Raw genomic sequence first — 26,888 nt, 5'->3', positions numbered from 1 at the left:
GGCCAGCCGCGCCACCGTCCCGGCGTCGAGCAGGTCGCGCAGCGAGAGCTCCACGCCCAGCTCGGCGCGGACCCGGGTGAGCAGCCGCACCCCGAGAACGGAGTCGCCGCCCAGGCCCAGGAAGTCGTCCTCCACGCCCACCGCGTCCACCGGCAGCACCTCGGACCAGATCCGGGCCAGCGCCGCCTCGGCCGGGGTGCGCGGGGCGACCCGGCGGGTGTCGCCGTCCGGCGCGGACCGCGGGGCGGGCAGCGCCTGCCGGTCGATCTTGCGGTGCGGGGTGAGGGGGAACGCGTCCAGCACCACGTACGCGGACGGCACCATGTGCGCCGGTAACACCCGGGCCGCCGCGGCCCGCACCTCCGCGGCCCCGGGCGGGGTCCCCCCGCTCGGCGGCACCACATAGGCGACCAGCCGCTTCCGGCCGGGCTCGTCCTCCCGTACGGTGACGACGGCGGCGCCCACCCGGGGGTGGCGGACCAACGCCGCCTCCACCTCGCCCAGTTCGACGCGGAAGCCGCGTATCTTCACCTGGTGGTCGGCCCGGCCGAGGAACTCCAGCTCACCGCCGGCGGTCCAGCGGACCAGATCACCGGTGCGGTACATCCGGGAGCCGGGCGGGCCGAAGGGGCAGGCGGTGAAGCGCTCGGCGGTCAGCCCCGGCCGGCCGAGATAGCCGCGGGCCACACCGGCGCCGCTGATCCACAGCTCTCCGGTGGCGCCCGCCGGCACCGGCCGCGCCGCGTCGTCCAGGACGAAAACCCGGGTGTGGGGGATCGGACGGCCGATCGGCGGGGCGCCGGAGCCCGCCGCGAGGGCGTCCGTCCAGGTGGCCACGACCGTGGCCTCCGTCGGGCCGTAGGAGTTGACCAGCCGCCGGCCCGGCGCCCACAGGTCCACCAGATCGGCGGGGCAGGCTTCCGCGCCCACGATCAGGGTGCGCAAGCCGGGCAGCCCGTCGTGGAGTTCCTCCGGGGGCACGGTGGCCAGCGCCGCCGGGGGGATCAGGGCGTGGGTCACCCGCCTCTCCCGCAGGACCGAGGCCAGCTCGGCGCCCAGCAGCGGGCCCTCCGGGGGCACCACCAGCGCCGCCCCGGCGAGCAGGGAGGAGCACAGCTCCAGGACGGAGGCGTCGAAACTCGGCGAGGAGAACTGCAGCACCCGGTCGCCCGGCCGGACCCGGTAGTGGGCGGTGGCCGCGTCCGAGAAGGTGCCCAGCCCGGCGTGCGGCACCAGCACGCCCTTGGGCACACCCGTGGACCCGGAGGTGTAGATGACGTACGCGGGGTGCTCGGGGAGCAGCGGGCCGAGCCGGTCCGCGTCGCCGGGCGCGTGATCGGGGCCCGTCCCGGCCCGCGCCCGCCGGATCCGTTCCGGGTCGTCCAGCACGGCCACCGGCCGGGCGTCGGCCAGCATCATGGCGCGGCGCTCCTCGGGGTGGGCGGGGTCGATCGGGAGGTACGCCCCGCCGGCCTTCGCCACCGCCAGCTCGGCCACCACCAGTTCGGCCGAGCGGGGCAGGACCAGGGCGACCACCCGCTCCGGTCCCACGCCCTGTCCGATGAGGTGGTGGGCCAGCCGGTTGACCCAGCGCTCGACCTCGCCGAAGGACCACTCATGGCCGTCCGCCAGCAGGGCGGGCGCCTCGGGGGTGCGCCGCGCCCACGCGGCGAACAGCTCGCCGAGCGGTGCGCGGGATACGGCGCGGTCCGTGGCGTATCCCGCGGCCGGGGGCTGGTCCGGGGCGTCCTGGGGCGCGGACGCCGCACCGGATGAGGTCTGGTCGTGGTCGGTCATGGTGGTTCGCGGCCCTTCGGAGCGGTTGAACGGGCGGATGTGCGGGGGGCTCGGGCCTGCCGGGCGGCGCGCGCCGGGGCGCCCCGCACCCGGCGGGGGAGACGTGGGGAGACGGCCGGGCGCGTGGGCGGCGGGCCCCTCAGACCAGGGCGCTTTTCCGGGCCATCCGGCCCGAGAGCTGAATCCGGTCGACGGCGCCGGTCCGGGGATCGCGGACGAAGCGTCCGCCGGGGATTCGGCGTCCGGAGGACGGGTCCACCAGATCGCAGGTGAGGTCCTCGTGACAGACCAGCGGTGCGGGCAGGTCGCCGTCCACGGACAGGGCGAGGCCACCGCCGTCGCTCAGGGTCACCTGGTACTCGATGTCGCCATTGAGATACACCCCGGTGCACTGCGAGGTCGCGGCCATGGGGGTGGCCGGGCGCCGCGGGGCGGGGGCGGTGGGCACCCGGATGCCGGTGATCTCCTCGAGGGCGCCGGACAGTTCGTGCCACAGTTCGGTGCCGCTGCCCGCGTTGGCGGTGAAGGCGACCACGGTGCCGGTGGCGGGATCGGCGCGCAGGGAGCAGGAGGTGCCCTGGGCGTTGCCGTCGTGCCCGAACCACAGCGTGTCGCCGCACCGGAACAGCGCCCACCCCAGCCCCCAGCCGTCGGCCAGCACACCGGGGTCGGCACCGGGCACGGGGCGGCGCATCTGCCGCGCGAGGTCGCGGGGCAGCGACCCCGGTGGGCCGTCGCCCAGATGGGCCCGGCCCAGGGCGAGCAGATCGAGGGCGCTGGCCCTCAGGCCACCGGCCGCGGCCTCGGCGGGGGCGAGGTTCTGCCGTACCGGCCTGGTCCTGCCGGTGGCCTTGTTGGCCGAGTGGCCGGACGCGACGGGCCGGTGCGGGGCGCCGGCCCCGCCGATGAAGGACGGTACGGTGCCCAGCGGAACGAGCAGGACGGACGCCACGGCCTCCGGCCAGCTCATCCCGGTGACCGCCTCGATCAGCCGGCCCGCCGCGACATAGCCCGCGTTGGAGTAGGAGAAGTCCGTGCCCGGCGGCATCACCAGGGTGCGGTCGGTGCAGTGGTCCAGCAGATAGCGCGCGGCGGTCACCGAGGCCACCTGGTCGGAGGCGGGCCCGGACGGGAGCCCCGCGGTGTGGCTGAGCACCTGGCGCACCGTGCACGGCGGACCGGCCCGCCGCAGCTCGGGCACGTGCTCGTCGAGCCGGTCGTCCAGCTCCACATCGCCGTCGGCGACCAGGAGCATCACCACGGTCGCGGTGTACGCCTTGGTGACGGAGCCGATCGGCACGGCCGTGTCGGCGGTGAACGGCTCGCCGGTGTCCGCGTCCAGGACGCCGGTCTCCACGGCGAGCGTCGTCTCCCCGCTGTGCACGGCGAGTTGGGCCCCGGGCACCTGATGGGCGCGGGCCAGGGCGGTCAGACGGTCCTGCAGGACGCGGCGTATCTTCGACCGCTCCTCGCCGGACGGCAGCGGGGTCGGTTCCAGCACGGTGCACTCCTTGCCGGGGGAGGGGACGGATGGCAGGGGCCGGGTCATGACAGCTGACTGGCGGCCGTGCCATCGCGGGGCACGATCGTGAAGCCCTGCCCGTGGGTGGGCATGGGGTCCTGGTCCTCGTCCCGGGGCACGTGAGGGAAGCCGACGCCGATCCAGGCGACCGGATCGGTGAGCCGCTCGCCGTGGGGGCAGGTGCCCACCGAGGTGGCGCGGTCCGGGGCGGTGCTGCCGGAGGCCGGCCGCTCGCACTCCCGGTACGGCGTGACGCAACAGTCGTGGTGGGTGGACTCCTCGGTCCCGCGCGGCCCCCGGTACGGGTCGCTCCCGTGGTCGCCGATCTCCCCTGACCTGGCGTGGCCGCCGGTGTGCTCGGCGGTGGCGTTCCGCTCCCCGCTCCCGGTGCCCTTGTGGGTGTCCTGGCCGCCCCGCGCGGACGCGGTCCCTGGCCGGGCGGCGGCGTCGAGGGCGATCCGGGACGCCTCGCGCGACTCCTCGGACGTCAGCCGGCCGGAGTGCGGGGCGACGGCGGCCGCGGGCTCGGGGGCGCCGGGCGCGGACGATCCGGCCACCCGGAGGGCGGTGGTTCCGCCCCCCGCCGGCACCGCCGTCGGACCCAGGGCCGCGGGCAGGCGCCATCGACGGTGACGGCGTCCCCTCGTACCGGCCGCACCCGTATCCGTGGCGTTGTCTCTCATCACCCAGCCGTTTCCGTTGTCGATCACATGAGCCCGGTGGGGCGCGGGGCGACAGCACTCGGCCGGATCCCGAATCGTCGCTCCTGCCTTTCCCGCTCTCATCGACACCGTCGACGGGATGCAAGCCGCTGACGACGGCTCGCGCGGACACCCCCGGACTCATCGCTGTCCACTGGTGCTTCACGCTTTCACCACTCCGGGCGCCATAACAGTCGCATTTGTCATCAAGCGGCTGTGAGAAACGCATGTGCCGGGCGGACGGGTGAGCGGCCGCAAAGCGTTGGCGCGGAAGGTTTGTCGGGAGCCTCTCTGTCATCATGCTCACATGAGCCATTCGATCAGCATTCGCTGTGACATCTGTGGCGCCACTCATTCCTCCTCCGCGGCCTACAGCGTGGGCGCGCTCCGTGAATCCATCGTCGGAATGAGCTGGTCACGGACGCGATGGGACGGCCGTGTGATCGATATGTGCGGTGCCTGCGGCGCCCGGGAAAAGGCGCCGCGAGTTCCCGGGCGCCGCTGCGGTTCCTGCGAGGGCGGTGAACTCTTCGACGCCCTCGGGCACGACAGAATCGGACATCGTTTGGCCAATGCATTGCTCAGGGCCGGTATCGATAATCTCGAACTCCTGTCCAGTTTCTCCGTGCGCCAGCTTCGGGAACTGGACGGCATCGGCGCCGTGAGCGCACATCACGCACTCAACCGTCTGCACTCCGCACCGACCGAGAGGCGATCGTGAAGGAATATCCCGCCGGGGCATCCGCGCCGTCCGTGCTGTACCGCGGCCGGCGGCACCGGGCGCTATGGGTGACGGGAGTGGTGTTCTCCGCCGGGCTGCTGGCGCCGCTGCTGTTCCTCTTCGCCGCCCGGAAGGGGAGGGTGCCGCGCACCGTACCGGCCGGATACGCGGCGGTCATCTATCCGATCGCGCTCGGCCGGCAGTGGCTGCCCGACCCGGGCGACTGGATCTCGTGGACACTCGCGGCCGTGGTGCTCACCGCGGCCGTCCACGCCGCGCTGCTGGACACCGGCCGCACGCCCGGGAGTTGACCTCCGGCGGGGATCAGCTCTGCGCGGTGGGGCGGACCACGATCTCGCCGACGTCGACACCGGCCGGCTTCCGGTCGGACATCGGCGCGACCGACCTGTTCGCCGCGCTCACCGGCATCGCCCTCGCCTCGGGACAGCCCGAACAGCGGGAACAGCCCGACCGGCTCCTCGACCTCACCCTGGACGGGCTGAGCACCGGGGTCCGCCGTCAGTAAAGAAATCTGAGTTTTCAGTTCAGACTCTTGTGCCACACGCCCAGTGCTCTCTAGCGTGTCCGGCCATGAACCACGACGACCCCACGGACCGGGCCGCCGACTCCGGCGACGAGTCCGTAGGCGACCGGCTGCGTGCGCTGCGCAAGGCGCGCCGGCTGACCCTGCGGACCGTCGCCGAGGCCGCCGGGATCAGTGAGGGCTATCTGAGCCAGATAGAGCGCGGGCAGGCCAATCCGAGCATCGCCACCCTCCAGCAGACCGCCGCCGCGCTCGGGCTGAAGGTGGCCGACCTGTTCGGCGACGACTTCACCAGCGGTCCGAGCGTGCTGCGCGCCGAGGAGGCGCCCCGGCTCGCCCTCGGAGTGCTCGGCGGGCGCAAGTTCCGGCTGACCCCGGGACCGCAGCACCATCTCGAGGTGTTCCTGGGCGAGTTCGACGCCGGAGGCTCCACCGGGGAAGCCCTCTACAGCCACGGCGACTCCGAGGAGTTCCTGTACGTGCTCCAGGGCACGGTCGTACTCCGGCTCGGCGAGCGTTCCTTCACCCTCGGGGCCGGTGACAGCATCCGCTACTCCTCCGCCGTCCCGCACCGGCTGAGCGAGACCGCCGGGGCCGCTGCCCGGGTGCTGTGGGTGATCAGCCCACCCAGCTACTGACCCCGCCACCCGCTCCAACGATGACGAAACCGGGGCCACCCAGGCCGCCCGACCAGCGGTCGCGCAACCACGATTGGCTGAGTGCACCAGTGCTGAACGGAAACGTGTCCTTCTGGTACCGCCAGACCGGCTTCCCCGAACGGCGTCCGCCGCTCGACGGCGACCTCGCCACCGACGTGTGCGTCGTGGGCGCGGGCTTCACCGGGCTGTGGACCGCGTACTACCTCAAACAGGCCGCCCCCGACCTCGACATCACCGTCGTGGAGCGGGAGTTCGCCGGATTCGGCGCCTCGGGCCGGAACGCCGGATGGCTCAGCTGCAAGATCGCCGGATCGGCCGCGACCTATGCGAAAAGACGCGGGCGCGATGCCGTGATCGCCCTCCAGCGCGAGATGATCCACACCGTGGACGAGGTGATCTCGGTGGCCCGCACCGAGGGCATCGAGGCCGACATCGTCAAGAACGGCTATCTCACCGTCGCCCACAGCGCGGCCCAACTGCCCCGGCTGCGGGCCGCCTACGACCATCTGCGGCACTGGGGCGGGCAGGACCTGGAGTGGCTGAGCGCGCCCCGGCTCGCCGAGCGGCTGCGCCTGGACGGGGCGCTGGCCGCCTACCACAATCCGCACTGCGCCCGGGTCCACCCGGCCAAGCTGGTGCGCGGTCTGGCCCGCGCGGTGGAGGCGAAGGGCGTGCGGCTCCTGGAGTCCACCCCCGTCACCGCCATCGCGCCAGGGCGGGTCGACACACCGTTCGGCACCATCCGCGCGGGCCGGATCGTCCGCGCCACCGAGGGCTTCACCAGCGGAATCGAGGGCGAGCGGCGCACCTGGCTGCCGATGAACTCCTCGATGATCGTCACCCAGCCGCTCCCGGACGAACTGTGGAAGCGCCTCGGCTGGGAGGGGCAGGAACTCCTCAGCGACGCCACCCACGCGTACACCTACGGACAGCGCACCGCGGACGGCCGGATCGCCATCGGCGGCCGCGGCGTGCCCTACAAGTTCGGCTCCCGCACCGACCGGGCCGGGCAGACCAGCCCGGAGACCGTGCGCGCCCTGCGGCGGATCCTCACCGGCCTCTTCCCGGACACCGCCGAGGCCGCCATCGACCACACCTGGTCGGGGGTGCTGGCCGTGCCCCGCGACTGGTGCGCCTCCATCACCTACGACCCGGCCACCGGGCTCGGCTCCGCCGGCGGATACGTGGGCCACGGCGTGGCCGCCACCAACCTCGCCGGACGCACCCTGAGCGATCTGCTGCTCGGCCGGTCCACCGCGCTGACCGCACTGCCCTGGGTCGGGCACCGCACCCGCCGGTGGGAGCCCGAACCGTTCCGGTGGATCGGCGTGCACGGCATGTACGCCGCCTACCGCGCCGCCGACCGCTCGGAGTCCTCCGGCCGCACCACCACCTCTCCCATCGCCCGTCTCGCCGATCGCATATCTGGACGCTGACCATGAGCAACCCCAACGCCCCCGTCATGGCCACCGACCGGGCGCGGGCCACCGACCGCGACCGGACCGCCCGCAGGGCGGGTCTCGCCTCCTTCATCGGCACCACCGTCGAGTGGTACGACTTCTACATCTACTCCACCGCCTCCGCGCTGATCCTCGGCAAGGTCTTCTTCGGCGCCGGTGGTGGCACCACCGGCGCGCTGGAGGCGTTCGGCAGCCTGTGGCTCGGATTCCTCGCCCGGCCGATCGGCGGTATCGTCTTCGGCCACCTCGGCGACCGGATCGGCCGGAAGAAGACCCTGGTCACCACGTTGCTGATGATGGGCATCGCGACCACCCTGATCGGGCTGCTCCCCGGCTACGACCAGGTGGGCGTCGCCGCGCCCACCGCCCTGGTGCTGCTGCGCATGGTGCAGGGCATCGCGGTCGGCGGCGAATGGGGCGGTGCCGTTCTCATCGCCAGCGAACACGCGCCCAAGGCGAAGGCGCTGTCGTTCGGCGCCTTCGCCCAACAGGGCTCACCCGCCGGATCGATCCTGGCCACCGGCATGTTCGCCCTGCTCACCCAGTTGCCGGACGACGACTTCGACGCCTGGGGCTGGCGCGTCCCGTTCCTCTTCTCCGCGGTCATGGTGGTCATCGGCCTCGTGGTGCGGCTCAAGGTCGAGGAGTCCCCGGAGTTCGCCCGGCTGCGCGAGGAGAAGCGGGTCGCGAGGGTCCCGCTGCGGGAACTGGTCACCCGCCACCCCGGATCCCTCGCCCTCGGGGTCCTCGCCAGCTCCATCGGCATCGCCGCCACCTACTTCATCACCACCTTCGTCCTGTCCTGGTCCACCGGCAGCCTCGGCATGGAGCGCTCCACCATGCTGAACGTGCTGCTCGTCTACAGCGTCTTCCAGTTCTTCACCCAGCCCTTCGGGGTGGTGCTGGCCGGCCGCTTCGGACCGGGCCGTACCGTGACCGCCCTGCTGGGGCTCAACTTCCTGCTGGTACCGGTGATGTACGCCTGTGTCTCGACGGCCCAGCCGGTCGTCGTGGGCATCGGCATCTGCCTGGTGGGCATCACCGGCGCGATGAACTACGCGATCCTGGCCGGACTGCTCGCCGCCGCCTTCCCGGTCTCCGTGCGCTACACCGGTATCTCCCTCTCCTACCAGCTGTGTTCGGCGCTCATCGGCGGTACGGCGCCCCTGGTCGGCGAGTGGCTGCTGCGGTGGGCCGGCGGCTCCATCGTGCCGGTCGTGATCTACCAGATGGCGCTGGTGGCGGTGTCCCTGACCTGTTCCCTGGCACTGCTGCGCCGCTCGCGGACGGCGTGATCCGGCCCTGGCCGACCCCGCGCCCCCGCCCGTCCCCCGCCGCCCGTCCCCCGCGTTCCGTTCGCTCCCGTTCGGCTCCGCTCGGCCGTCCCGCCCCTCCTCCCCGGCCCTCCCGCGCATGGCCCCGGCCTCAGCCTGGGAGTAACGCAGCCACCTTACGGGGGCCGGGCGGCGCCTCTTTCCGCCTAGGCTCGGCTCCATGGACAGCGAGAACCCTCTGGGACGTTTTCTGCGCGCCCGCCGGGAGCTGGTCCGGCCCGAGGACGTCGGCATCCTGCCCGGCGCCCGGCGCCGGGTGGCCGGTCTGCGCCGCGAGGAGGTCGCCCTGCTGGCGGGGGTCAGCACCGACTACTACGTACGGCTGGAGCAGGGCCGGGAACGGCATCCCTCGGCACAGGTGGTCGATGCGCTGGCGCGGGCGCTGGTGCTGGAGGAGGACGCGGTGGCCCATCTGCACCGGCTGGCCCGTCCGGCCCCCGGTCGGCGCCGCCCGGCCGCGCGGCGGGAGCGGGTGAGCCCGACCCTGCTGCGGATGATGGAGGGCTGGCCGCGGACCCCGGCCGTCGTCCTGGGACGCTGTCTGACCGTACTGGCCCACAACACCCTGGGCGGGGCCCTGTTCGACGGGCACACCCACAGCCGGGATCTGGTGCGGCTGGTCTTCCTCGACCCGGACGCGCGGGAGTTCTACCCCGACTGGGAACGGGTGGCGGCCAACACCGTCGCCGGGCTGCGCGCGGCGGTCGGGCTCGACGAGGAGGACCCCGAACTGATCGCGGTCGTCGGCGAGCTGTCGCTGAAGAGCGAGACGTTCCGGCGGCTGTGGGCCCGCCACGACATCCGTCAGAAGACCCATGAGACCAAGCGCTTCCGGCACCGGCTGGTGGGGGAGCTGACGCTGGACTACGAGGCGCTGACCGTGAACAGCGCCCCCGGTCAGCAGCTCGTGGTCTACCAGGCCGAACCGGGCAGCCCGTCCGAACAGGCGCTGTCCCTGCTGGGCAGCCTCGCCGCCGAGGCGGTGGAGGCGCCCCACGAACCCGCTCGTACCACGAAGAAGGGCACGTCCACGTGACTTCCGACAACCCGGCCGCCAACGACCCGGCGGTCATGGACACCACCGTCCGCGACACCACCGACACCACCGGCACCGACACCACCGACACGACCGTCTGGTTCATCACCGGCTGCTCCACCGGTCTGGGCCGGGCGCTCGCCACCGCCGTCCTCGACCACGGCCACCGCGCGGTGGTCACCGCCCGCGACCCCGAGCAGGTGGCCGACGTCGTCGCCGGGCGCGGGGACCGGGCGCTGGCCCTGGCGCTCGACGTCACCGACAAGAACCAGGTGGCGGAGGCGGTGAAGGAGGCGGAAACCGCGTTCGGCCGCATCGACGTGCTGGTCAACAACGCGGGCTACGGCTACCTGGCCGCTCTCGAGGAGGGTGAGGACGAGGAGGTCCGGGCCCTGTTCGGCACCAATGTGTTCGGCCTGGTGGACGTCACCCGGGCGGTGCTGCCGGGCATGCGGGCCCGCCGCTCCGGCCACATCGTGAACATCTCCTCCCTCGGCGGGCTGGCCGCCTTCGGCGCCACCGGCTACTACCACGCCACCAAGTTCGCCGTGGAGGGCCTGTCCGAATCGCTCGCCGCCGAGGTGGCCCCGCTGGGCATCAAGGTGACCATCGTCGAGCCCGCCGCCTTCCGCACCAACTGGTCCGGCCCCTCCATGCGGCAGTCCGCCGTCACCATTGACGACTACGCCGAGACCGCGGGCGCCCGGCGCACCGGCACCCTCGCCACCTACGGCCGGCAGCCCGGGGACCCGGTCCGGGCGAGCGAGGCCATCATCGGCGCGGTGGAGGCGGCGGAACCGCCGCTGCGGCTGCTGCTGGGCAAGGCCGCCTACGACATCGCCCGGGCCAGGCTGGACTCCCTCCGGGCCACCTTCGACGCGTGGCGGGACGTCACCCTCGGCGCCGACTACCCGGTGACCACGTCCTGAGAGCCGACTACCCGGTGCCATGCCCTGAGAGACGGCCGCGGACCGCGCGGCCACCCCCGGCCGTCGCGCTCAGGCGTTGAGGACGCCCGCGCCGAGCAGCCCGAACAGCGCCGCGCCGATGGCGATCCGGTAGATCACGAAGGCGTTGAACGAATGCCCCGCGACGAACTTCAGCAGCCAGGCGATGGAGGCGTAGGCCACGGCGAAGGACACCACCGTGCCCACCGCGAGCGGCACCGCGCTCACACCACCGCCGGTGGCGTCCTTCAGCTCGTACAGCCCCGCGCCGGTCAGTGACGGGATGCCGAGGAAGAAGGAGAGCCGGGTGGCGGCCACGCGGTCCAGGTCGAGGAGGAGACCGGTGGAGATCGTGGCGCCCGAGCGGGAGAAGCCGGGGAAGAGCAGGGCGAGGATCTGCGCGCAGCCGACCAGCATCGCGTCCCGGAACCCGGTGTCGTCCTCGCCGCGCTTGTGGCGGCCCGCCCGGTCGGCGGCCCACATCAGCCCGCTGCCCACGATCAGCGAGGCGGCCACCACCCACAGGGAGGCGAGCGGGCCCTCGATCAGGGGTTTGGCCGCGAGGCCCACGAGCACGACGGGGAGCGTGGCGCAGATCACCCACCAGGTGAACCTGTAGTCGTGGTGGTACCGCTGCTCGCGGTCGGCCAGCCCGCGCCCCCACGCGGTGAGGTAGCGGACGATGTCGCGGGAGAAGTACAGCAGGACGGCGGCGATGGCGCCGACCTGGATCACCGCGGTGAAGGCGACGACGGACCGGTCGTCCACCGGGATGTCCATCAGCCCCTCAGCGATCTTGAGGTGGCCGGTGGAGGAGACCGGGAGGAACTCGGTGACCCCCTCCACGACGCCGAGGACGACGGCCTGTCCGATGCTGATCGCGCTCACGTGGTCCGTCCCGCCGGTGTCTCTCCCCCACCAGTGAAGGTCTACGCGACTGTAGACGACGGAGGCGGGACGACCAATCAGCGGGGCCGCCACGGGAGGGTGGTCGCGCCCCGGCGCGCTCGAAAACGTCCGCCGCGCCGGGAACGGGTCCGTGCCCGTTGCGCCGGGAGCGGTCCGTGCCCGTACGGGGGAGGGGCACGGACCGCCGGGCGGGTGTGGCGGATCAGGCGGCCGGACCGGAGCCGCTGAGCAGGGTCCGTACGCCGTTGGCCGAGAGGGTGACGGCCTCCGGGGCACCCGCGTCGATGGTCAGCGAGAGCTCTTCGGAGGGCCATCCCTGGGCCAGCGCGCCCAGCGGCACCAGGTGGTACCGCTCGATCTGGGGCAGGGCCTGGTGCATCCGGGCCGGAGTGGTGAAGACCGGTACCAGTTGCGCGCCGTCCTCCTGCTGGAACACGGGCAGGGTCACGGCCTGCGGGTCCGGCTCCTCGCCGGTCTCGGCGGAGGGGAGCACGACCTCACTGTTGGCAAGGGTGTTCAGCGCCGTCTCGTCCGCCCGGTCGGCCGCCAGCTCACCGAGGGCCTGCTGGGTGGCGGAGACGCTTTCATCGGAAGGGCTGGTCATGATTCCGTCCATGGATCGGGGTGTGGGTCTTCATGGGTTTCTGGGTCCCGGAGCGGCTCGTTCGAACAGCCGCGGCTGGCTCGAATACCCCGCCTCATGGAGCTCACACATCCCGGCCGGAGCCGATTCTTCCGCGGGGTCTCCGCGCCCGCCTTGCCGCGAACGCCCGTAGGGGCCCCGGCCTCGGCTAGGGCCTGGCCCAGCCCAGCGACCTCTCGACCGCCCGCCGCCAGTTCTCGTACTCCGCCTCCCGCCGCGCGGGGTCCATCGTAGGCATCCACTGGGCGGCCCGGTGCCAGTTGCGGCGCAGTCCCTCCAGGTCCGGCCAGTAGCCGGAGACGAGCCCGGCGGCGTAGGCGGCGCCGAGGGAGACGGTCTCGGAGACCATGGGGCGCACCACGGGCACGTCCAGGACATCGGCGAGGAACTGCATCAGCAGATTGTTGGACGTCATTCCGCCGTCCACCTTCAGCTGGCGCAGCGGCCGGGGCGAGTCGGCGTTCATGGCGTCGACCACTTCCCGGGTCTGCCAGCCGGTGGCCTCCAGGACGGCGCGGGCCAGATGTCCCCTGGTGATGTACGAGGTGAGTCCGACGATCACGCCGCGGGCGTCGCTGCGCCAGTGCGGGGCGAACAGGCCGGAGAAGGCGGGGACGATGTAGCAGCCGCCGTTGTCCTCGACGCCGCGGGCGAGGGTCTCTATCTCGGGGGCGCTGTGGATCATCCCCAGGCGGTCGCGGAACCACTGCACCAGTGAGCCGGTGACGGCGATCGGGCCCTCCAGGGCGTAGACCGCGGGTTCGTCGCCGATCTGGTAGCCCACCGTGGTGAGCAGGCCGTGCCGGGACCGTACCAGCTCGGTGCCGGTGTTGAGCAGGAGGAAGCTGCCGGTGCCGTAGGTGCACTTGGCCTCGCCGCAGGCGAAACAGGTCTGACCGAACAGCGCCGCCTGCTGGTCGCCGAGGGCGGCGCAGATCGGGACGTCGGGCAGCGGGGCGCGGGCCATGCCGTAGCACTCGGCGGAGGGGCGGATCTCCGGCAGCATCGCCCGGGGCACATCGAAGTAGGCCAGCAGTTCGTCGTCCCAGGTCAGGGTGCGGATGTTCATGAGCATGGTGCGGCTGGCATTGGTGGCGTCGGTGAGGTGCAGTCCGCCGTCGGGCCCTCCGGTGAGGTTCCAGATCAGCCAGCTCTCCATCGTGCCGAAGAGCACCTCCCCGCGTTCCGCGCGTGCGCGCAGGCCCTCGACGTGGTCGAACAGCCAGCGCAGCCGGGGCGCGGAGAAGTAGGTCGTGGGGGACAGCCCGCAGCGTTCGAGGAAGAAGTCGTCGCCGGTGGTCCGCCGCAGCCGCTCGACATAACCGCTGGTGCGGGTGTCCTGCCAGGTGATGGCGTGGCATACGGGTACGCCGGTGCGGCGGTCCCACACCACGGTGGTCTCGCGCTGATTGGCGATGCCGATCGCCGTGATCCGGTCGGGTCCGACGCCCGCGCCCTCCAGGGCCCGGGGGACGACGGTACGGCGCAGATGGGACCAGATCTCGGTGGGGTCGTGTTCCGCCCAGCCGGGTTTGGCGTAGTACTGCTCGTGTTCCCGCTGGGCGACCGATACCAGCCGTCCCTGCTGGTCGAAGAGGATGCACCGGGTGGACAGGGTGCCCTGGTCGATGGAGATCACATAGCGTTCAACCATGGTCTGGCCTGCCTTCGGGGGCGTACGAGCAGGGCATGGGGCGTCACCAGCGGGCCGCGCCGAGGTCGCGGGAGATCGCCCGGGCGGCGTCGCGGGTCAGTCCGACGAGGGGAGCCTGGGGCCGTCCCCTGCTGTCGCAGAGGCGGTCCACGGCGCCGGAGATGCCGACGGCGCCCACCACCAGGCCGCCCTGGCCGCGGACCGGCGCCGCGATGTCCGCCTCGCCGATCATCATTTCCTGGACCGCGGCCGCCCAGCCGGCCTCGCGGATCTCGCTCAGCGCCCGGTTCAGCTGCTGGCGGGAGACGAGCGTGTGCCGGGTGTAGCTCTCCGGTTCGGGGTCCATGAGCGGCTCCAGGGGAGTCGCCCCGAACGCCAGCAGGATCTTGCCCAGTGCGCTGGCGTGCAGGGGCAGCAGCGAGCCCACGTCCAGGGTCTGGAAGGTGTCATCGGGCCGGAAGACGTGGTGGACGATGAGGACCTTGCCCTCCAGGGGCACGCCGAGGCGGACCGCCTCACCGCTGCGGGCGGCCAGGGCGTCGGTCCAGTTGATGGAGCGGGACCGCAGCTCGTTGATGTCGAGGTAGCTGGTCCCCAGGTGCAGCAGCGCCGCGCCGAGCTGGTACTTCCCCGTCGCCCTGTCCTGTTCGACGAAGTCGACGCTCTGGAGGGTGCGCAGAATGCCGTGCGCGGTGCCTTTGGCGAGGCCGAGGGAGGCCGCCACCTCGCCCAGACTGAGCCGTCCGGATCCCTGGGCGAGCAGCCGCAGGATCGCCGCCGCCCGCTCGATGGACTGCACCGGGCCGGCCATGACGCGATCGTAGCTCGTCGGCCAGGGGCACAGCCCGTCGGCGACGACGCGAAACGTTCGGCAATGCCGACCCGGATTCGTTGACCCTGCGGGGCGGTGGCCCATAGCGTCCGTATCAGGACAAGAGTTGCCGTATGCCGAAAGGCGCCCCATAGGGTGCCCGGCAGCGACAGGAACCCCGTTCCGAGAGGAGGAGACGTGGCGGAACAACTGAGCCTGCCGATGCCCGGCGCCACCGGGCCGGGCGCGGGCACGGCCGATCTCACCGGTGCCCGGCTCATCGGCTTCCAGGCACCCGCCCCGGACTCCCCGATCGCGCCGGGGGCGACCGGTGGCGGGATTCCGGGTCCGCCGGCGGTGGACGAGGGCGACGGCCATGTCGTCCCGGTCCCGCACGTCTGTGCGGCCGTCGCCACGGTCCGGCGCCGGGCGCATGCGCTGCTGTCCGAGTGGGAGCTGTCGGCCGACCGGCTGGACGAGGCGCTGATGGTGATCTCGGAAATGGTCACCAACGCGGTCCTGCACGCCCTGCCTCCGGTGGTGCTGCGGCTGCGCTGGACCGGGTCCCCGGGCTGCTCCGTGCTGCGCGTCGAGGTCACCGACGGCGGTCCGGTCCCCGCCGGCCAGCGGGCGGACGAGGACATCGAGCCCGATGAGCACGGCCGCGGGCTCGGCATCGTCACGGCGCTCTCGACGCGGCACGGCAGGCACCCGTGCCATGAGGGCATCACCTGGTGGGCGGATCTGCCGGTGGCCTAGCCGGCGGCCCCGCCCCAGGTCACCGGGAGCCGGTGCACTCCGTAGATGAGCATGTCGTGGCGGAGCGGGACCTGGTCGGGCGGCACCGCCAGGCGGAGCGTGGGGAAGCGCCGCAGCAGGGCCGGATAGCCCGTCCTCATCTCCATCCGAGCCAGGTGCTGGCCCAGGCACTGGTGGATGCCGTGGCCGAAGGCCAGCTGACCGGCCGCGTCCCGGGTGACGTCCAGGGTGTCGGGGTCGGTGAACCGGGAGCGGTCCCGGTTGGCGGAGGCGATCGACCCGACCACGGTCTCCCCGGCCCGCACCCGCACCCCGGCGATCTCCAGATCCTCCCGGGCGGCCCGTACCGTTCCGAACTGGACGATGGTCAGGTACCGCAGCAGCTCCTCGACCGCGTGGTCGACCAGCTCCGGCCGCTCCCGCACCAGGCGCGACTGCTCGGGGTGGCGCAGCAGCGCGTAGGTGCCCAGGGCCAGCATGTTCGCCGTGGTCTCGTGGCCCGCGATGAGCAGCAGCAGCCCCACGCCGGTCAGCTCCTCGTCGGTCAGCCCGGCCGCCGTGGCGGTGCCGGGGCCGCCGGGCGTGCCGTGGTCGCCGTTCACCAGGTGGGACAGCAGCGCCTGGTCCGGGTGGCGCCGCTTGGTGTCGATCAGCTGTCGCATGTACTCCCACAGCGCGTCCCGGGCGGCGTAGATCTCGTCCTCGTCCTGGCCGAGCCGGAGCAGGACGGTGGCCCACCGCTGGAAATCGGCCCGGTCCCGGTAGGGCACGCCCAGCAGTTCGCAGATCACCAGCGAGGGGATCGGCCGGGCGAAGGACTCCACGAGGTCGGCGGGCGGGCCGGCGCGCTCCATCGCGGCCAGGTGGCCGTCGGTGATCTCCTCGATCCGGGGCCCCAGGCCGCGCAGTCCGCGGGAGGTGAACCACCTGCTCAGCAGCCGCCGGTAGCGGGTGTGCTCCGGTGGGTCCATGCCGATGAACGAGCCGAGCGCGCGGCGGTCGTCCTGGCGGACCGGGAACGCGTGCACGGGTGAGGAGGTGCGGCGGCGGTCGGAGGTGAACCGGTCGTCGGCCAGCAGCTGCTGGACGTCCTCGTAGCGGGTGAGCAGCCAGCCCACCGTGCCGTCCGGGAAGGCCAGCCGGGCGGCCCCGCCCTCCTCGCGCAGCGCCGCGTAGCCGCCGGGCGGATCGAAGGGGCAGTCACGGTGTCGGGGCAGCGCGGCCGGAGTCGACGCGCGGGATGTGACGGACACAGTGGGCTCCCTTCGAAAAGCGGCCCGGGTCCCTCTCCTCCGAGCGTAGCTCGGCCCACCGGGGCGCGCCCCCGCGGCGCGGGGGGCCCACGGTTGTGCCACCCTTCCCCCTCGCGCCATACCGGTTGACGGCGTCCTCGTGGCCCGCGCAGGGCGGACCGAGGGGATCAGGACAGCATGAGGGCCGCGTCCCAGTGCGGTGGTGTGCCGGGGCGGTGGAGGGTGAGGGCCACTCCCGCGGCGCCTTCCAGGAACGTGGGGGCGTCAAGCGGGGTCGGATGCGTAACGGTGGGGTAGCCGAAGGCCGTGTCCGGGGCGAAGTCCGCGCACAGGCGCTCGGTGAGGGCATCCGCGTGGCTCGTCAGGACCGGGTCCTCAAGGTCGGTCGCGATGACGCGGGTGATGTGGGCGAGACCGGCCAGGCCGTGGCACAGGCCCGGGTCCTTCAGGCCGGTGAGACCGCCGGGGCGGCGGTGGACGGCGTGCATGGCGTCCGCCGCCGAGCGCACCCACTCCTCCTCGCCCAGCGCGGCGCCGGCGAGCTGCATCGCCCGTGCCACGCCCGGTGCGCCGTAGCACCAGCTGGGGCGGTGCGGGGGCCGTGGCGCATGGTGTCCGGCGATCTCCTCCTGGGCCGGGAACAGCGCGGGCCAGTAGGGGCCGTTGTCGTCGGTCAGCCGCCGGCTCATCAGCCAGTCGGCGATGCGCCGGACGGCGGTGTCCTGGTCCGGCACCCTGATGCCCCGGGTCCAGCACAGGGACAGCAGGGCCAGCGGGCCCGCGATGCCGTGGCCCAGGCCCAGATCGATCTGGTCGCCGTCCGTCTCCCGGCCCGGCCAGGGGGTGGCCGTCCAGCCGGGCAGGGTGTGCCCGTGGCGGCGGATCGGTTCGGTCAGGGCGGTGAGATAGCGCAGGACCTCACGAACCGGTTCCGGATCCGCCGGCTCGGTCAGGAAGTAGCGGGCCAGTCCGCTCGCGCCGCCGATCACGTCGAACCGCTCGCGTGGCGCCGGTTCCGTGCCGTCCGCCATCCGGGCCTGCTCCAGGTCGAGGACGTGCCGGAGCCGGTCGCGCACGACGGTGTCCAGCTGGCCCAGTACGGTGGCGTAGTCGCCGGGTGCGCGCACGGCCGCCTTGATGGCGAACGCCAGCCCCGCCAGGCCGTCGTACAGACCGTGGCCGCCGGATCCCGGGGCGGAGCCGATCGTCTTCGCCGCGGCGGCCAGCCGGGCGTGGGCGATCGGCCTGAGCGCGGGGTCGTCCTTGCTGAGCTCGACGAACAGCAGGGCGGCCCCCGCCGAACCGCCCGACAGCCCGATCGGCAGATCGGCCGGCGGACTCCACGCTTCGGCCCGCCGCGCGATCTCCGCGACCACGTCCTCCCGGCTCGAACCGGCCGCCGAGGGGTGCGTGGGCGCTTCCTCGCGCGGGCCGCCGGCTGTGTTCATCGGTGGTTCCTCCTGAGGGCCCGCTCGGTGGCCGCCATGCCGCGGGCCACCGCGAGCGAGCGCAGCTCCGCGTCGCGCCGGGTCCCGGCCAGCCGGTTGTGGTGCATGTGCAGAACGCTCGCCATGACGCCGCGTTGGGACGCCGCGGGATAGGCGCGAAGTGCCTGTGCCCGTGCGGGGCGGCTGCTCAGGTCGAGTGCCCCCGGGGCGAGGAGGCCGAGCGCCGTCGACCGGTGCGTACGGAAGAAGGGGTGGTGCTCGTCGTCTCGTGGCATGGCGAGGAACCAGTCGGGCCACTCCTCCCCGTGGACCTGTCGCACCAGGTCCACGTAGTGGGCGGCGGCGAGGACGCCGACCGGAGCGGTGTCGGCCCCGGAGGCCACGCGGGTCAACTGCTCGATGACGGTGACGCTGTCCCGATGGAAGAACCGCTCCGCCGCGTCGAGGACCTCCGGACCGCCGTAGCGGACGGTCTCGGGCTCGTAGGTGTCCACGACCATGCGCCCGGCCAGCCGCTGCCCGTGCAGATCGTCGGCCCAGTCCAGGACGGTCGGGGCGATCCGCGACCACACCGCGTCCCGGTCGCCGTGGAACCGCAGCCGCAGATGCGGCTCGGGGTCGGCGTAGCGGATGAAGAACCACCGGCCGCCGTCGCCCGGCAGGGCCGCGAGCAGCCGCGGCAGATGGTCGACCAGCACCTCATCCTGCTGGGCGGTGGCGGTGTAGAGCTTGCCGTAGAACCAGGAGCGGTGACGGCGGTCGTCCTTGCCGACGGGCCGCACCGGCACGGTGCCCGGGGTGCGGCTCGCCGGGCGGGGCACCGTCTCCTCGGCGGTGCCCGTACGCGCCGTGGCGTCGGCCGGGTGGCCGGGCAGGACGGGGATGATCACTTCGCTGCGGTATGCGTCGCCGCGGCTGTCGCACAGCCAGTTCTCGCCGTGTCCGCCGGCCTCGGGTGTCTCGTGCACCGCCAGTTCGCCACCCCGCGTCAGATCGCGCCGGAGCAGCGCCCGGTGCAGCGGCGCGGAGAGGTCGAGCACCACCCGGCGGTCGCCGAACCCCACGCTCACCCGCCGGGGGACGTTCCAGCGGGCACGCCACGCGTCCAGCGCCCGGCCCCACTCCTCGTCGGTGGCGGTCGCGTCGGTCAGCGTGGGGTCGGACAGCCGCCATCGCGCGGCGGCCAGGACCGTGCGGCCGTAGCGGACCCTGGGCAGACAGGGGGCGTTGTCCAGCGCACCCCACGACCACACCGACCACACCGGCCGGCCCATCGCCGGGATCTCGCGCAGCAGCCGTGCGGCCGCCGGTGCCAGGGCGAAGTTCAGCACGGTGGCGGACTGCGGCACGATCTCCCGGCCGGTGGCCGTGTCCACCACGTACAGACGCTCCTCGTCGGCGGCCAGGGCCACGTCGGCGACGCCTCGCACGGTCGCACCGGGTGGCGCGTCGGGGAAACAGCCGACCGTCAGCCGCCGGTCCCAGAACGCGGGCACCCGGGCCACGTTCGCGGCCCCGCCCGACATCGGCTGGAAGTCCAGCAGCACCGGCTCGGCCTGCGGACGGCACGCCGACGCGGCGGCATCCCGCGCCAGCTGGGCCACCGGCTCGGGGTCGTCGAGCAGATAGGCGAACCGGCCGAACATCCCGCCGGGCGTGACCGATCCGGTCGTCTGCGACAGGACGAGAGAGAACTCCCCACGTTCGAGATCCGCGGTGGACGGTGCGGTCAGGTGGGCACACAGCTCCGCCGCGACCGGCGGTATCCGCCGCACCGTGCCGGACAGCCGCTCCAGCGCGGCGTCGTCCAGGACGATCTCCCGCTGTCCCGTGGCCATCGCGGACAGCGCCCACTCCGTCAGCACCGCGTCGCGGTCCGGGTTCCGGCCGGCGTCATCGGTCGGCAACTGCCGTTCGCTGGTGGGGTGTTCGTATCCGGCCGGGGTGCCCAGGCCGGTGTGCGGGTCCAGCACCTCCATGAGCGGCACCGCCTGCCCCGTGCCGTACCGCTCCACGAACGCCCCGTGGTACTCGGTCAGGTGCCGTACCGACTCGTTCTTGGCGGACGCCCGCCACAGTGCCGTCGCGGCGCGCTCCGCTTCCCGCAGCACCTCCCGCGGCAGCACGACGTCGGCGTCCATCCGCAGATCGACCTGGAGCGGCCGGTCGTGCCGGTACAGCGACCGCAACTCCCCGATCGCGGCCTGCCAGCGGGACACGCCCGCGCCGAGCGGTTCGGCCGCACAGTCCGCCGTCAGCTTCGCCACCCGGGCGACGGTGTCGGCCTTCTCGCTCTCCCCGGCGGACGTCAGCACGTCCCGCAGATAGGACAGCGGGTCGGTGCGGGTCAGCGGCGGGCGCAGCTCGGTGAGCAGGAAACCCTGCTGTACGAGGCCGATGAGCAGCCCCTCCACGATCTCTCTCCCGACCGCCGGGTACGCCGTCATCAACCGCTCGGCGATCTCACCGGCAACGGTGGGCCGCCCGGCGCACTCCAGTGCCAGCCCGACCGCGGGAGTGTCGCGTACGGAGACCTCCTCGGTGCGGGACGTCGGCGTATCGCCCTCGTCCGGGGCGGGGGCGAACGGCAGCACCCAGCGATGTCCGCGCCGGAACGCCAGGCCGTTGGTGACCACGCGCAGCTTGCGCAGCAGCGCCGGTTCGCTCTCCCACGGCCGGATCAGCCCGAGCAGCCAGCCGCCGTCCGGCCGTACCGCGCCACGATGGGCGTCACCCACCCGCGCCCGGCAGCCGTCCGCGAAGGCGACCGGCGCGACACCGGCCATCAGTCCGAACGGAGTGGGGCGGCCGGCCGCACGCAGGACGTAGCGCGTCGCCCCCAGCACCAGTTTGCGCAGGGCGGCCGGCTTCATCGGCGCCCCGCTGAACAGGGTGTGCAACGCGTGGTCGAGCGAGGGGCTGGAGATCGCCAGTGCCTCGCGGACCCGCTCGTCGGCGGTGAGCGCGGCGATGTACTGCTCGACCTGTGCTCTGTCCCGCGAATCGAATTCCGCGTCCGCCGCGACGGTCTTCTCGACCATGGTGTGCGGCAGCGACGGCATGCGGAGCATGCCGACTTCCACGGCACGGAACGAAATGGTGTCGCCGGACGATGACACGGCCATTCTTCCCCTCTGGAGGAGGTGGCACAGGGCCGGTACGAGGCTCAGAGGTTTCGGACCGGCCCTGCGCCCTTGGTGGAATCAGGAGCTGATGCCGGACATCAGCAGCCCGCGATCACCGAGCAGAGGCACGAGCTGGTCCAGGGGCCATGGGGGATCGAGACGCTCTTCACCGCGGTCACTGCCTTGCCATCCTCCAGGTCACGCAGGCTGGAGCGGATGTCCAGGTCGAAGTCCGCGTTCGCGGAATCCATGGCGGCCTGGCCTTCAACACGCGTCGTCATAGCGACTCCTTTCGGGTTGGGGTACATGGAGCTGCGCCCGAGGAACGATCCAACACCTTCTCCCGGAATGACACACAGCTTTGTCAGTCTCTGGGGACATCTGAGGGATGGTCCAATGCCAACCGCCCTGTCTAGGGGCAACACCAGTGAGATATGTCAAGGTCATGACAACCCCGCCACCTCGACCGCGGTGTGCTCAGCGGGGGCGGCGGCCGGGCAGGGCCGGGCCGTCGTCGTGGCCCGCTCGCGGTGTGCCGCCGCCCGGCGGGGCGGACGCCGGAAGGTCCCGGGAGTGCCGGATGGGGGAGAAGAACAGGATCAGCCCGGCGAGCGGAATCCCCGCCGTGGTGATCCACATGGCGGTGCGGAGGCCCAGTGCGGTGCCGAGCGCACCGCCGAGCAGGGCGCCGAGGGGCAGTGTGCCGTAGCTGACGAACGATGAGGTGGCGGTGAGCCGGCCGAGGAGGTGCGGTGGGCAGTAGCGCTGCTGGAAGCCGGCCTTGAGTACATTGCCGGCCACCACGCCGGCGGTGACGCAGAAACCGCCCGCCGCGAAGAGCGCGACCCCGGGGCCGTCGGTGGTCATCGGCATGAGCAGGGCGGTTACCGCCAGCCCCAGTTCGAACAGGAGGGTGGCCCGGGCGTCGCCGACCCGGCCGGCGACGTGGCGGGCGCACAGCGCCCCGGCGACGCCTCCGAGGCTGACGGCCGCGAGGAGGCCACCGACCAGCCCGGGGGCAAGGCCGACGGTCCGGACCAGGAAGACCACCTGGATCGATTGATACCCCATCAGGGCCAGGTTGGAGGCGGCGGCGAAGAGTGTCAGGGTGCGCAGCCACCGGTCGCCGGCGATCAGCCGCAGCCCCTCGGCCACCTCGGCGGCCAGGGCGCGGGGCGGGCGTTCGGCCCGGGGGAGGCGCGGTTCGCGGAAGCGGATGCCGGTCAGGCACAGCAGGGAGACCAGGAACGTCGCGGCGTTGACGAACATCCCGTTGACCGCGCCCGCCAGCTGGGCGATCAGACCGCCGGAGCCCTGGCCGGCGATCTGCGCGGCGGACGCGCTGCCGTGGAGTTTGGCGTTGCCCTCGGGCTGGTCGGCGGGGTCCAGGAGGCCGGGGAGGTAGGCGCCGTAGGCGGTCTGGAAGAACACCGCCGCGGTGCCCGTCAGCAGGGCGACGGCCAGCAGCAGTCCGATGCTCAGCAGCCCGGCCCGGGCGGCCGCCGGGACGGCCGCGAACAGCGCCAGGGAGACCGCCGCGGCGGTCAGCATGACCGGCCTCCGGGGCAGCCGGTCCACCCAGGCCCCCGCGGGGAGGCCGATGACCAGCCACGGGGCCCAGCCCGCGGCGCTCAGCAGACCGATCGCGAAGGTGTCCGCGTGGAGTGTGGAGACGGCGATCAGCGGCATCGTCACCTGGGTGACGGCCGCACCGTACTTCCCGGCGGTCTCACCGCACCACAGCAGCCGGAAGTCGCGGTGGCGCCGCAGCAGGCCACCGGGGGGTGTGACGGGCATGGGTCAGGCTCCTTGGGCGGGGAGGAGGGCGGCCGCGTGGCGGAGCAGGGCGTGCAGGGCCGGGTTGTCGTTGTCCTCGCGCCACACCAGGTTGAGTTCCACCGGCTGCGGGGTGGTCAGTTCCACCGGTTTGAAGGCGATGCGCGGGTAGCGCAGCCGGGTGGCGGTCTCGGGGACCAGGGCCATCCCCCAGCCGCCGTTGACCAGCGCCAGGATGCTGTGGACCTGGCTCAGGTACTGGGAGAAGACCGGGGTGACATGGGCGGCGCGGAAGATGCTGATGAGCAGCTCGTTGAAGTAGCGCGCCTCGATGGGCGAGTACATCAGCAGGTCCTGCCCCTCGAAGTCGGCCACCTTCAGCGGCTCGTCGCCCGCCGCCAGCGGATGCCCCGTGGGCAGGGCGGCGAGCAGCCGCTCCCGGGCCGCCGGGCGGGACCGGAGGTCGGGGCCGGTGACCGAGGGCCGGCCCAGGCCCAGGTCCAGGCTCTTCTCGGCGATGGCCGCCAGCTGGTCCCGGGTGACCATCTCGCGCAGGGTGATCGCCGCGCCCGGCATGGCGGTTCGGGCGACCTCCAGGAGGGTGCCGAGTACGGAGTGGGCGCTGGCCGCCGTGAAGCCGATGGCGATGCTGCCCGCCTCGCCCGTCGCCACCTGCCGGGCGGCGAGGACCGCGTGTTCGGACTGGCGCAGGATGCGGCGGGCCTCGGTGAGGAAGGCGCGTCCGGCGGGGGTGAGCCGCACCGAGCGGTTGGTGCGCTCCAGCAGCTGGACCCGCAGTTCGGTCTCCAGCAGCTGGATCTGGCGGCTCAGCGGCGGCTGGGTCATCTTCAGCCGCTCCGCGGCCCGGGTGAAGTGCAGCTCCTCGGCGACCGTCACAAAGCTGGTGAGTTGCATGAGCGTGAACAACGATGCTCCCCCGGTATCAACGCATGCCAATTTTGAGTTAGACGTAGATCGTCTGGCGACCTTAGCTTGCACAGGAGTCCGTCGGCCGCCCCGGGGCGGATCCGGCGGCATCCACTCGCCCCGCACATCGGGCCCCACACACAGGGACAACACGTGGTGACCACATCGCAAACGGCAACGCACGTCGCACAGCAGGCGGGTGAGGCGACCCTGGACCGGGTCTCCTGGATCCGGGTGTCCTCGGTCGTCCTCCCGCTGGCCACTCCCATCAGCGACGCCAAGGTTCTCACCGGGCGCCAGAAGCCTATGACGGAGGTGGTCTTCCTCTTCGTCGAACTCGCCACCGAGGAGGGCCATCAGGGCATCGGCTTCAGCTACTCCAAGCGCGCGGGAGGGCCCGGACAGTTCGCCCACGCCCAGGAGATCGCGCCCGCCCTCCTGGGCGAGGACCCCAGTGACATCGGCAAGATCTGGACCAAACTGGTGTGGGCCGGGGCCTCGGTGGGCCGCAGCGGGCTGTCCACCCAGGCGGTGGCGGCCTTCGACATCGCCCTGTGGGACCTCAAGGCCAAGCGGGCCGGGCTGCCGCTGGCCAAGCTGCTGGGCGCGCACCGCGACACCGTGCGCTGTTACAACACCTCGGGCGGCTTTCTGCACACGCCGACCGAGCAGCTGCTGGAGAACGCGACGGCCTCCCTGGCCAGCGGGATCGGCGGCATCAAGATCAAGGTGGGCCAGCCGGACGGCAAGGAGGACCTGCGCCGGCTGACCGCCGTGCGCGAGCACCTGGGCGACGAGGTGCCGCTCATGGTCGACGCCAACCAGCAGTGGGACCGGCCCACCGCACAGCGCATGGGGCGCGCCTTGGAGGAGTTCGGCCTGGTCTGGATCGAGGAGCCGCTGGACGCCTATGACGCACCGGGCCACGCGGCGCTCGCCGCCTCGCTGGACACCCCCGTGGCCACGGGGGAGATGCTGGCCAGCGTCGCCGAACACTGGGAGCTGATACGCCACAACGCCGCGGACATCGTTCAGCCCGATGCACCGCGCATCGGTGGCATCACCCAGTTCCTCAAGCTGGCCACCCTCGCCGAGCAGCAGCATCTGCAGCTCGCCCCGCACTTCGCGATGGAGATCCACCTCCATCTCGCGGCCGCCTATCCGTACGAGCCGTGGGTGGAGCATTTCGACTGGCTGGAGCCGCTGTTCAACGAGCGGCTGGAGATCCGCGACGGGCGGATGCGGGTGTCCGCGCGGCCCGGTCTCGGCATCACCCTCAGCGAGCAGGCCCGTGCCTGGACGCGTGCGGAGGCCGAGTTCGGCATACGGTAAGTCCGGTTCCGTCCTCGGCCATTCGCGAATCCACAGGTCACATCCATTGACCCGTGGTGTTCACGCCTCTAACCTCCATCTGCATATATGGACGGAGTGCATGCATGTGGACTCCTTGGCCAGTCTGGCGATCCGTACGAGCTCCCAGCTCGCCGGCCGCAGTTCAAAGGGGAACTGAGACATGCCTCTAGTCGTCGTCGGAATCAGCGTGGTGATCCTGCTGTTCCTCATGACCAAGCTGAAGCTCAACGGCTTCATCGCCCTGCTTCTGGTGGCCGTCGGCGTCGCGCTGGTGCGGGGGGTCGGGATGGAGAAGATCCCCGATGTCCTCGGAGAGGGCGTCGGGGGTCAGATCGGCGACACCTTGCTCGTCGTCGGTCTGGGCGCCATGGTCGGCCGGGTCATGGGCGACGCCGGCGCCGCCCAGCGCATAGCCACCACCCTCATCGACACCTTCGGACTGCGCTGGGTCCAGGTGGCGATGGTGGTCACCGCCATGCTCATCGGCGTGACCATGTTCTACGAGGTCGCCTTCGTCATCATCGTGCCGGTGGCGTTCACCATCGTCCGGGTCACCCGGAAGAACCTGCTGTGGGTCGGGCTTCCGATGTCGATCGCGCTGTCCACCATGCACAGCTTCCTGCCGCCCCACCCCGGGCCCACCGCGGTGGCCGCCACCTTCCACGCCTCCGTCGGCCTGACCCTGTTCTACGGGCTGTTCATCGCCGTTCCGGCCGGTGCGCTGATCGCCCTGGTGTGGCCGCGCCTGTCGTTCGTCCGCCGGATGGACCCCGAGATCCCGGGGGGCCTGGTCACCGAGCGCACCTTCACCGAGGAGGAGATGCCGGGCCTCGGCTGGTCGCTGTCGGTGGCTCTGGTCCCGGTGGTGCTGATCGCCGGCGCCGCGGTGACCGACATGGCCGTGTCCGGCTCCGGCCCCGCACTGCGCTTCATCACCTTCATCGGCTCCGCGCCGGTCGCCCTGATGCTGACCCTGCTGCTGGCGGTGTGGGCGTTCGGCCCGCGGATCGGCCGGAGCCTGGCCGAGGTCAGCGCCTCCTGCACCTCGGCGGCCCAGGCCATGGCGATGATCCTGCTGGTCATCGGGGCCGGTGGCGCCTTCAAGGAGGTCCTGGTCGAGGGCGGGATCTCCGACTACATCAAGGACCTGATGAGCGACTGGCCCATCTCGCCGATCGTCCTCGCCTGGCTCATCGCCGTCATCCTGCGCGTGGCGCTCGGATCGGCCACCGTCGCCGTGGTCACCGCGGCCGGCGTGGTCCAGCCGCTGCTGGAGAGCAGCGGAGTCCACCCCGAGCTGATGGTCCTCGCCGTCTCCTGCGGATCCATCGCCTTCAGCCATGTGAACGACCCCGGCTTCTGGATGTTCAAGGAGTACTTCAACCTCTCCGTCATCGACGCCATCAAGGCGCGGACCACCTACACCACCGTGCTCGCGGTCCTCGGCCTCGGCGGCGTCCTGGCCGTCGAGTGGACCCTCGAAGCCCTGCATGTGTGACCGCCTCCCAA

The 26,888-nt window shown here is 72.5% G+C and carries 24 protein-coding genes; 11 read left to right on the top strand and 13 right to left on the bottom strand.

The features are described 5' to 3' along the window. The 3 genes from AXW62_RS05905 to AXW62_RS05895 form a co-directional block, all read right to left on the bottom strand. The coding region (locus AXW62_RS05905) for a non-ribosomal peptide synthetase (protein WP_159060819.1) at positions 1-1,797 on the bottom strand (1,797 nt) is incomplete at its 3' end. A gap of 139 nt (positions 1,798-1,936) precedes the next feature. Beyond that, positions 1,937-3,298 (bottom strand): serine hydrolase domain-containing protein, encoded by a 1,362-nt coding sequence (locus AXW62_RS05900; protein WP_060943556.1) that lies wholly within the window; start codon positions 3,296-3,298, stop codon positions 1,937-1,939. Positions 3,299-3,342: 44 nt separating this feature from the next. After that, entirely contained in the window at positions 3,343-3,876 is a 534-nt protein-coding gene (locus AXW62_RS05895; protein WP_060943555.1) for a copper amine oxidase, read from the bottom strand. Positions 3,877-4,327: 451 nt separating this feature from the next. On the opposite strand from AXW62_RS05895, the gene AXW62_RS43780 reads away from it, so the two are divergent. The 8 genes from AXW62_RS43780 (at position 4,328) to AXW62_RS05860 (ending at position 10,703) form a co-directional block, all read left to right on the top strand. Beyond that, a complete protein-coding gene (locus tag AXW62_RS43780; protein WP_143712877.1) occupies positions 4,328-4,741 on the top strand; it encodes a helix-hairpin-helix domain-containing protein in 414 nt (137 codons plus the stop codon). After that, positions 4,738-5,052, top strand: coding sequence for a hypothetical protein (locus tag AXW62_RS05890; RefSeq protein WP_060943554.1), 315 nt, complete (start codon positions 4,738-4,740; stop codon positions 5,050-5,052). Before AXW62_RS43780 ends, AXW62_RS05890 begins: the two co-directional genes overlap by 4 nt. Continuing rightward, a complete protein-coding gene (locus AXW62_RS05885; protein ID WP_060943553.1) occupies positions 5,049-5,267 on the top strand; it encodes an SbtR family transcriptional regulator in 219 nt (72 codons plus the stop codon). Before AXW62_RS05890 ends, AXW62_RS05885 begins: the two co-directional genes overlap by 4 nt. 65 nt (positions 5,268-5,332) lie before the next feature. After that, a complete protein-coding gene (locus tag AXW62_RS05880) occupies positions 5,333-5,923 on the top strand; it encodes a helix-turn-helix domain-containing protein (protein WP_060943552.1) in 591 nt (196 codons plus the stop codon). 20 nt (positions 5,924-5,943) lie between these two features. Continuing rightward, on the top strand, positions 5,944-7,380 hold the full coding sequence (locus tag AXW62_RS05875; protein ID WP_079115495.1) for an NAD(P)/FAD-dependent oxidoreductase: 1,437 nt from the start codon (positions 5,944-5,946) through the stop codon (positions 7,378-7,380). A 2-nt stretch (positions 7,381-7,382) separates the two neighbouring features. Further along, the gene (locus AXW62_RS05870) at positions 7,383-8,699 is read left to right on the top strand and encodes an MFS transporter (protein WP_214516840.1); all 1,317 of its coding nucleotides are present in this window, start codon (positions 7,383-7,385) and stop codon (positions 8,697-8,699) included. A gap of 199 nt (positions 8,700-8,898) precedes the next feature. Continuing rightward, the gene (locus tag AXW62_RS05865) at positions 8,899-9,774 is read left to right on the top strand and encodes a helix-turn-helix domain-containing protein (protein WP_060943551.1); all 876 of its coding nucleotides are present in this window, start codon (positions 8,899-8,901) and stop codon (positions 9,772-9,774) included. A 35-nt stretch (positions 9,775-9,809) separates the two neighbouring features. Further along, positions 9,810-10,703: an oxidoreductase gene (locus AXW62_RS05860; protein WP_060943561.1), complete on the top strand. Its 894-nt coding sequence runs from the start codon at positions 9,810-9,812 to the stop codon at positions 10,701-10,703. 69 nt (positions 10,704-10,772) lie between these two features. On the opposite strand, the gene AXW62_RS05855 is transcribed toward AXW62_RS05860, so the two are convergent. The 4 genes from AXW62_RS05855 to AXW62_RS05840 all read right to left on the bottom strand — a co-directional run bounded on the left by AXW62_RS05855 (position 10,773) and on the right by AXW62_RS05840 (position 14,738). Then, positions 10,773-11,609 (bottom strand): undecaprenyl-diphosphate phosphatase, encoded by an 837-nt coding sequence (locus AXW62_RS05855; RefSeq protein ID WP_060943550.1) that lies wholly within the window; start codon positions 11,607-11,609, stop codon positions 10,773-10,775. A 223-nt stretch (positions 11,610-11,832) separates the two neighbouring features. After that, a complete protein-coding gene (locus AXW62_RS05850; RefSeq protein ID WP_030824849.1) occupies positions 11,833-12,234 on the bottom strand; it encodes an SseB family protein in 402 nt (133 codons plus the stop codon). A 187-nt stretch (positions 12,235-12,421) separates the two neighbouring features. Further along, positions 12,422-13,927, bottom strand: coding sequence for a glycerol kinase GlpK (gene glpK / locus AXW62_RS05845; protein WP_060943549.1), 1,506 nt, complete (start codon positions 13,925-13,927; stop codon positions 12,422-12,424). A gap of 43 nt (positions 13,928-13,970) precedes the next feature. Next, entirely contained in the window at positions 13,971-14,738 is a 768-nt protein-coding gene (locus AXW62_RS05840) for an IclR family transcriptional regulator (protein ID WP_060943548.1), read from the bottom strand. 198 nt (positions 14,739-14,936) lie between these two features. On the opposite strand from AXW62_RS05840, the gene AXW62_RS05835 reads away from it, so the two are divergent. Beyond that, entirely contained in the window at positions 14,937-15,497 is a 561-nt protein-coding gene (locus tag AXW62_RS05835; RefSeq protein ID WP_244503301.1) for an ATP-binding protein, read from the top strand. Here AXW62_RS05835 and AXW62_RS05830 read toward each other — a convergent pair. The 6 genes from AXW62_RS05830 to AXW62_RS05805 form a co-directional block, all read right to left on the bottom strand. Beyond that, positions 15,494-16,750 carry a cytochrome P450 gene (locus tag AXW62_RS05830; RefSeq protein WP_060943547.1) on the bottom strand — a complete coding sequence of 419 codons (1,257 nt, stop codon included), beginning with the start codon at positions 16,748-16,750 and terminating at the stop codon, positions 15,494-15,496. The two genes, AXW62_RS05835 and AXW62_RS05830, sit on opposite strands and share 4 nt — an antisense overlap. 167 nt (positions 16,751-16,917) lie before the next feature. Continuing rightward, positions 16,918-18,198 (bottom strand): lanthionine synthetase C family protein, encoded by a 1,281-nt coding sequence (locus AXW62_RS05825; protein WP_060943546.1) that lies wholly within the window; start codon positions 18,196-18,198, stop codon positions 16,918-16,920. Further along, a complete protein-coding gene (locus AXW62_RS05820) occupies positions 18,195-21,269 on the bottom strand; it encodes a lantibiotic dehydratase (protein WP_252368509.1) in 3,075 nt (1,024 codons plus the stop codon). The genes AXW62_RS05825 and AXW62_RS05820 overlap by 4 nt, the downstream gene beginning before the upstream one ends. A gap of 152 nt (positions 21,270-21,421) precedes the next feature. Then, a complete protein-coding gene (locus tag AXW62_RS05815) occupies positions 21,422-21,604 on the bottom strand; it encodes a hypothetical protein (protein WP_060943544.1) in 183 nt (60 codons plus the stop codon). 196 nt (positions 21,605-21,800) lie between these two features. Further along, positions 21,801-23,120, bottom strand: coding sequence for an MFS transporter (locus AXW62_RS05810; RefSeq protein WP_060943543.1), 1,320 nt, complete (start codon positions 23,118-23,120; stop codon positions 21,801-21,803). A gap of 3 nt (positions 23,121-23,123) precedes the next feature. Further along, on the bottom strand, positions 23,124-24,026 hold the full coding sequence (locus AXW62_RS05805; RefSeq protein WP_060943542.1) for a LysR family transcriptional regulator: 903 nt from the start codon (positions 24,024-24,026) through the stop codon (positions 23,124-23,126). A 153-nt stretch (positions 24,027-24,179) separates the two neighbouring features. On the opposite strand from AXW62_RS05805, the gene AXW62_RS05800 reads away from it, so the two are divergent. Both AXW62_RS05800 and AXW62_RS05795 read left to right on the top strand, forming a co-directional pair. After that, positions 24,180-25,358 (top strand): L-talarate/galactarate dehydratase, encoded by a 1,179-nt coding sequence (locus tag AXW62_RS05800; protein WP_060943541.1) that lies wholly within the window; start codon positions 24,180-24,182, stop codon positions 25,356-25,358. A gap of 181 nt (positions 25,359-25,539) precedes the next feature. Continuing rightward, positions 25,540-26,877 carry a gluconate:H+ symporter gene (locus AXW62_RS05795; protein ID WP_060943540.1) on the top strand — a complete coding sequence of 446 codons (1,338 nt, stop codon included), beginning with the start codon at positions 25,540-25,542 and terminating at the stop codon, positions 26,875-26,877. The last annotated feature ends 11 nt before the right edge of the window (positions 26,878-26,888 follow it).

Origin of the sequence: Streptomyces hygroscopicus subsp. hygroscopicus, from assembly GCF_001553455.1 — a bacterium.
In the GTDB taxonomy this organism is placed as follows: domain Bacteria; phylum Actinomycetota; class Actinomycetes; order Streptomycetales; family Streptomycetaceae; genus Streptomyces; species Streptomyces hygroscopicus.
Note: the sequence above shows the minus strand (reverse complement) of the source record. Positions and strands in the feature narration are given on the sequence as shown.

Bases quoted from the DNA above. Each gene is read 5' to 3' on its own strand.
- AXW62_RS43780 (WP_143712877.1), top strand. From the start codon at position 4,328: ATGAGCCATTCGATCAGCATTCGCTGTGACATCTGTGGCGCCACTCAT.
- AXW62_RS05880 (WP_060943552.1), top strand. From the start codon at position 5,333: ATGAACCACGACGACCCCACGGACCGGGCCGCCGACTCCGGCGACGAG.
- AXW62_RS05875 (WP_079115495.1), top strand. From the start codon at position 5,944: ATGACGAAACCGGGGCCACCCAGGCCGCCCGACCAGCGGTCGCGCAAC.
- AXW62_RS05870 (WP_214516840.1), top strand. From the start codon at position 7,383: ATGAGCAACCCCAACGCCCCCGTCATGGCCACCGACCGGGCGCGGGCC.
- AXW62_RS05865 (WP_060943551.1), top strand. From the start codon at position 8,899: ATGGACAGCGAGAACCCTCTGGGACGTTTTCTGCGCGCCCGCCGGGAG.
- AXW62_RS05860 (WP_060943561.1), top strand. From the start codon at position 9,810: ATGGACACCACCGTCCGCGACACCACCGACACCACCGGCACCGACACC.
- AXW62_RS05850 (WP_030824849.1), bottom strand. From the start codon at position 12,234: ATGACCAGCCCTTCCGATGAAAGCGTCTCCGCCACCCAGCAGGCCCTC.
- glpK (WP_060943549.1), bottom strand. From the start codon at position 13,927: ATGGTTGAACGCTATGTGATCTCCATCGACCAGGGCACCCTGTCCACC.
- AXW62_RS05840 (WP_060943548.1), bottom strand. From the start codon at position 14,738: ATGGCCGGCCCGGTGCAGTCCATCGAGCGGGCGGCGGCGATCCTGCGG.
- AXW62_RS05825 (WP_060943546.1), bottom strand. From the start codon at position 18,198: ATGAACACAGCCGGCGGCCCGCGCGAGGAAGCGCCCACGCACCCCTCG.
- AXW62_RS05820 (WP_252368509.1), bottom strand. From the start codon at position 21,269: ATGCTCCGCATGCCGTCGCTGCCGCACACCATGGTCGAGAAGACCGTC.
- AXW62_RS05815 (WP_060943544.1), bottom strand. From the start codon at position 21,604: ATGACGACGCGTGTTGAAGGCCAGGCCGCCATGGATTCCGCGAACGCG.
- AXW62_RS05810 (WP_060943543.1), bottom strand. From the start codon at position 23,120: ATGCCCGTCACACCCCCCGGTGGCCTGCTGCGGCGCCACCGCGACTTC.
- AXW62_RS05795 (WP_060943540.1), top strand. From the start codon at position 25,540: ATGCCTCTAGTCGTCGTCGGAATCAGCGTGGTGATCCTGCTGTTCCTC.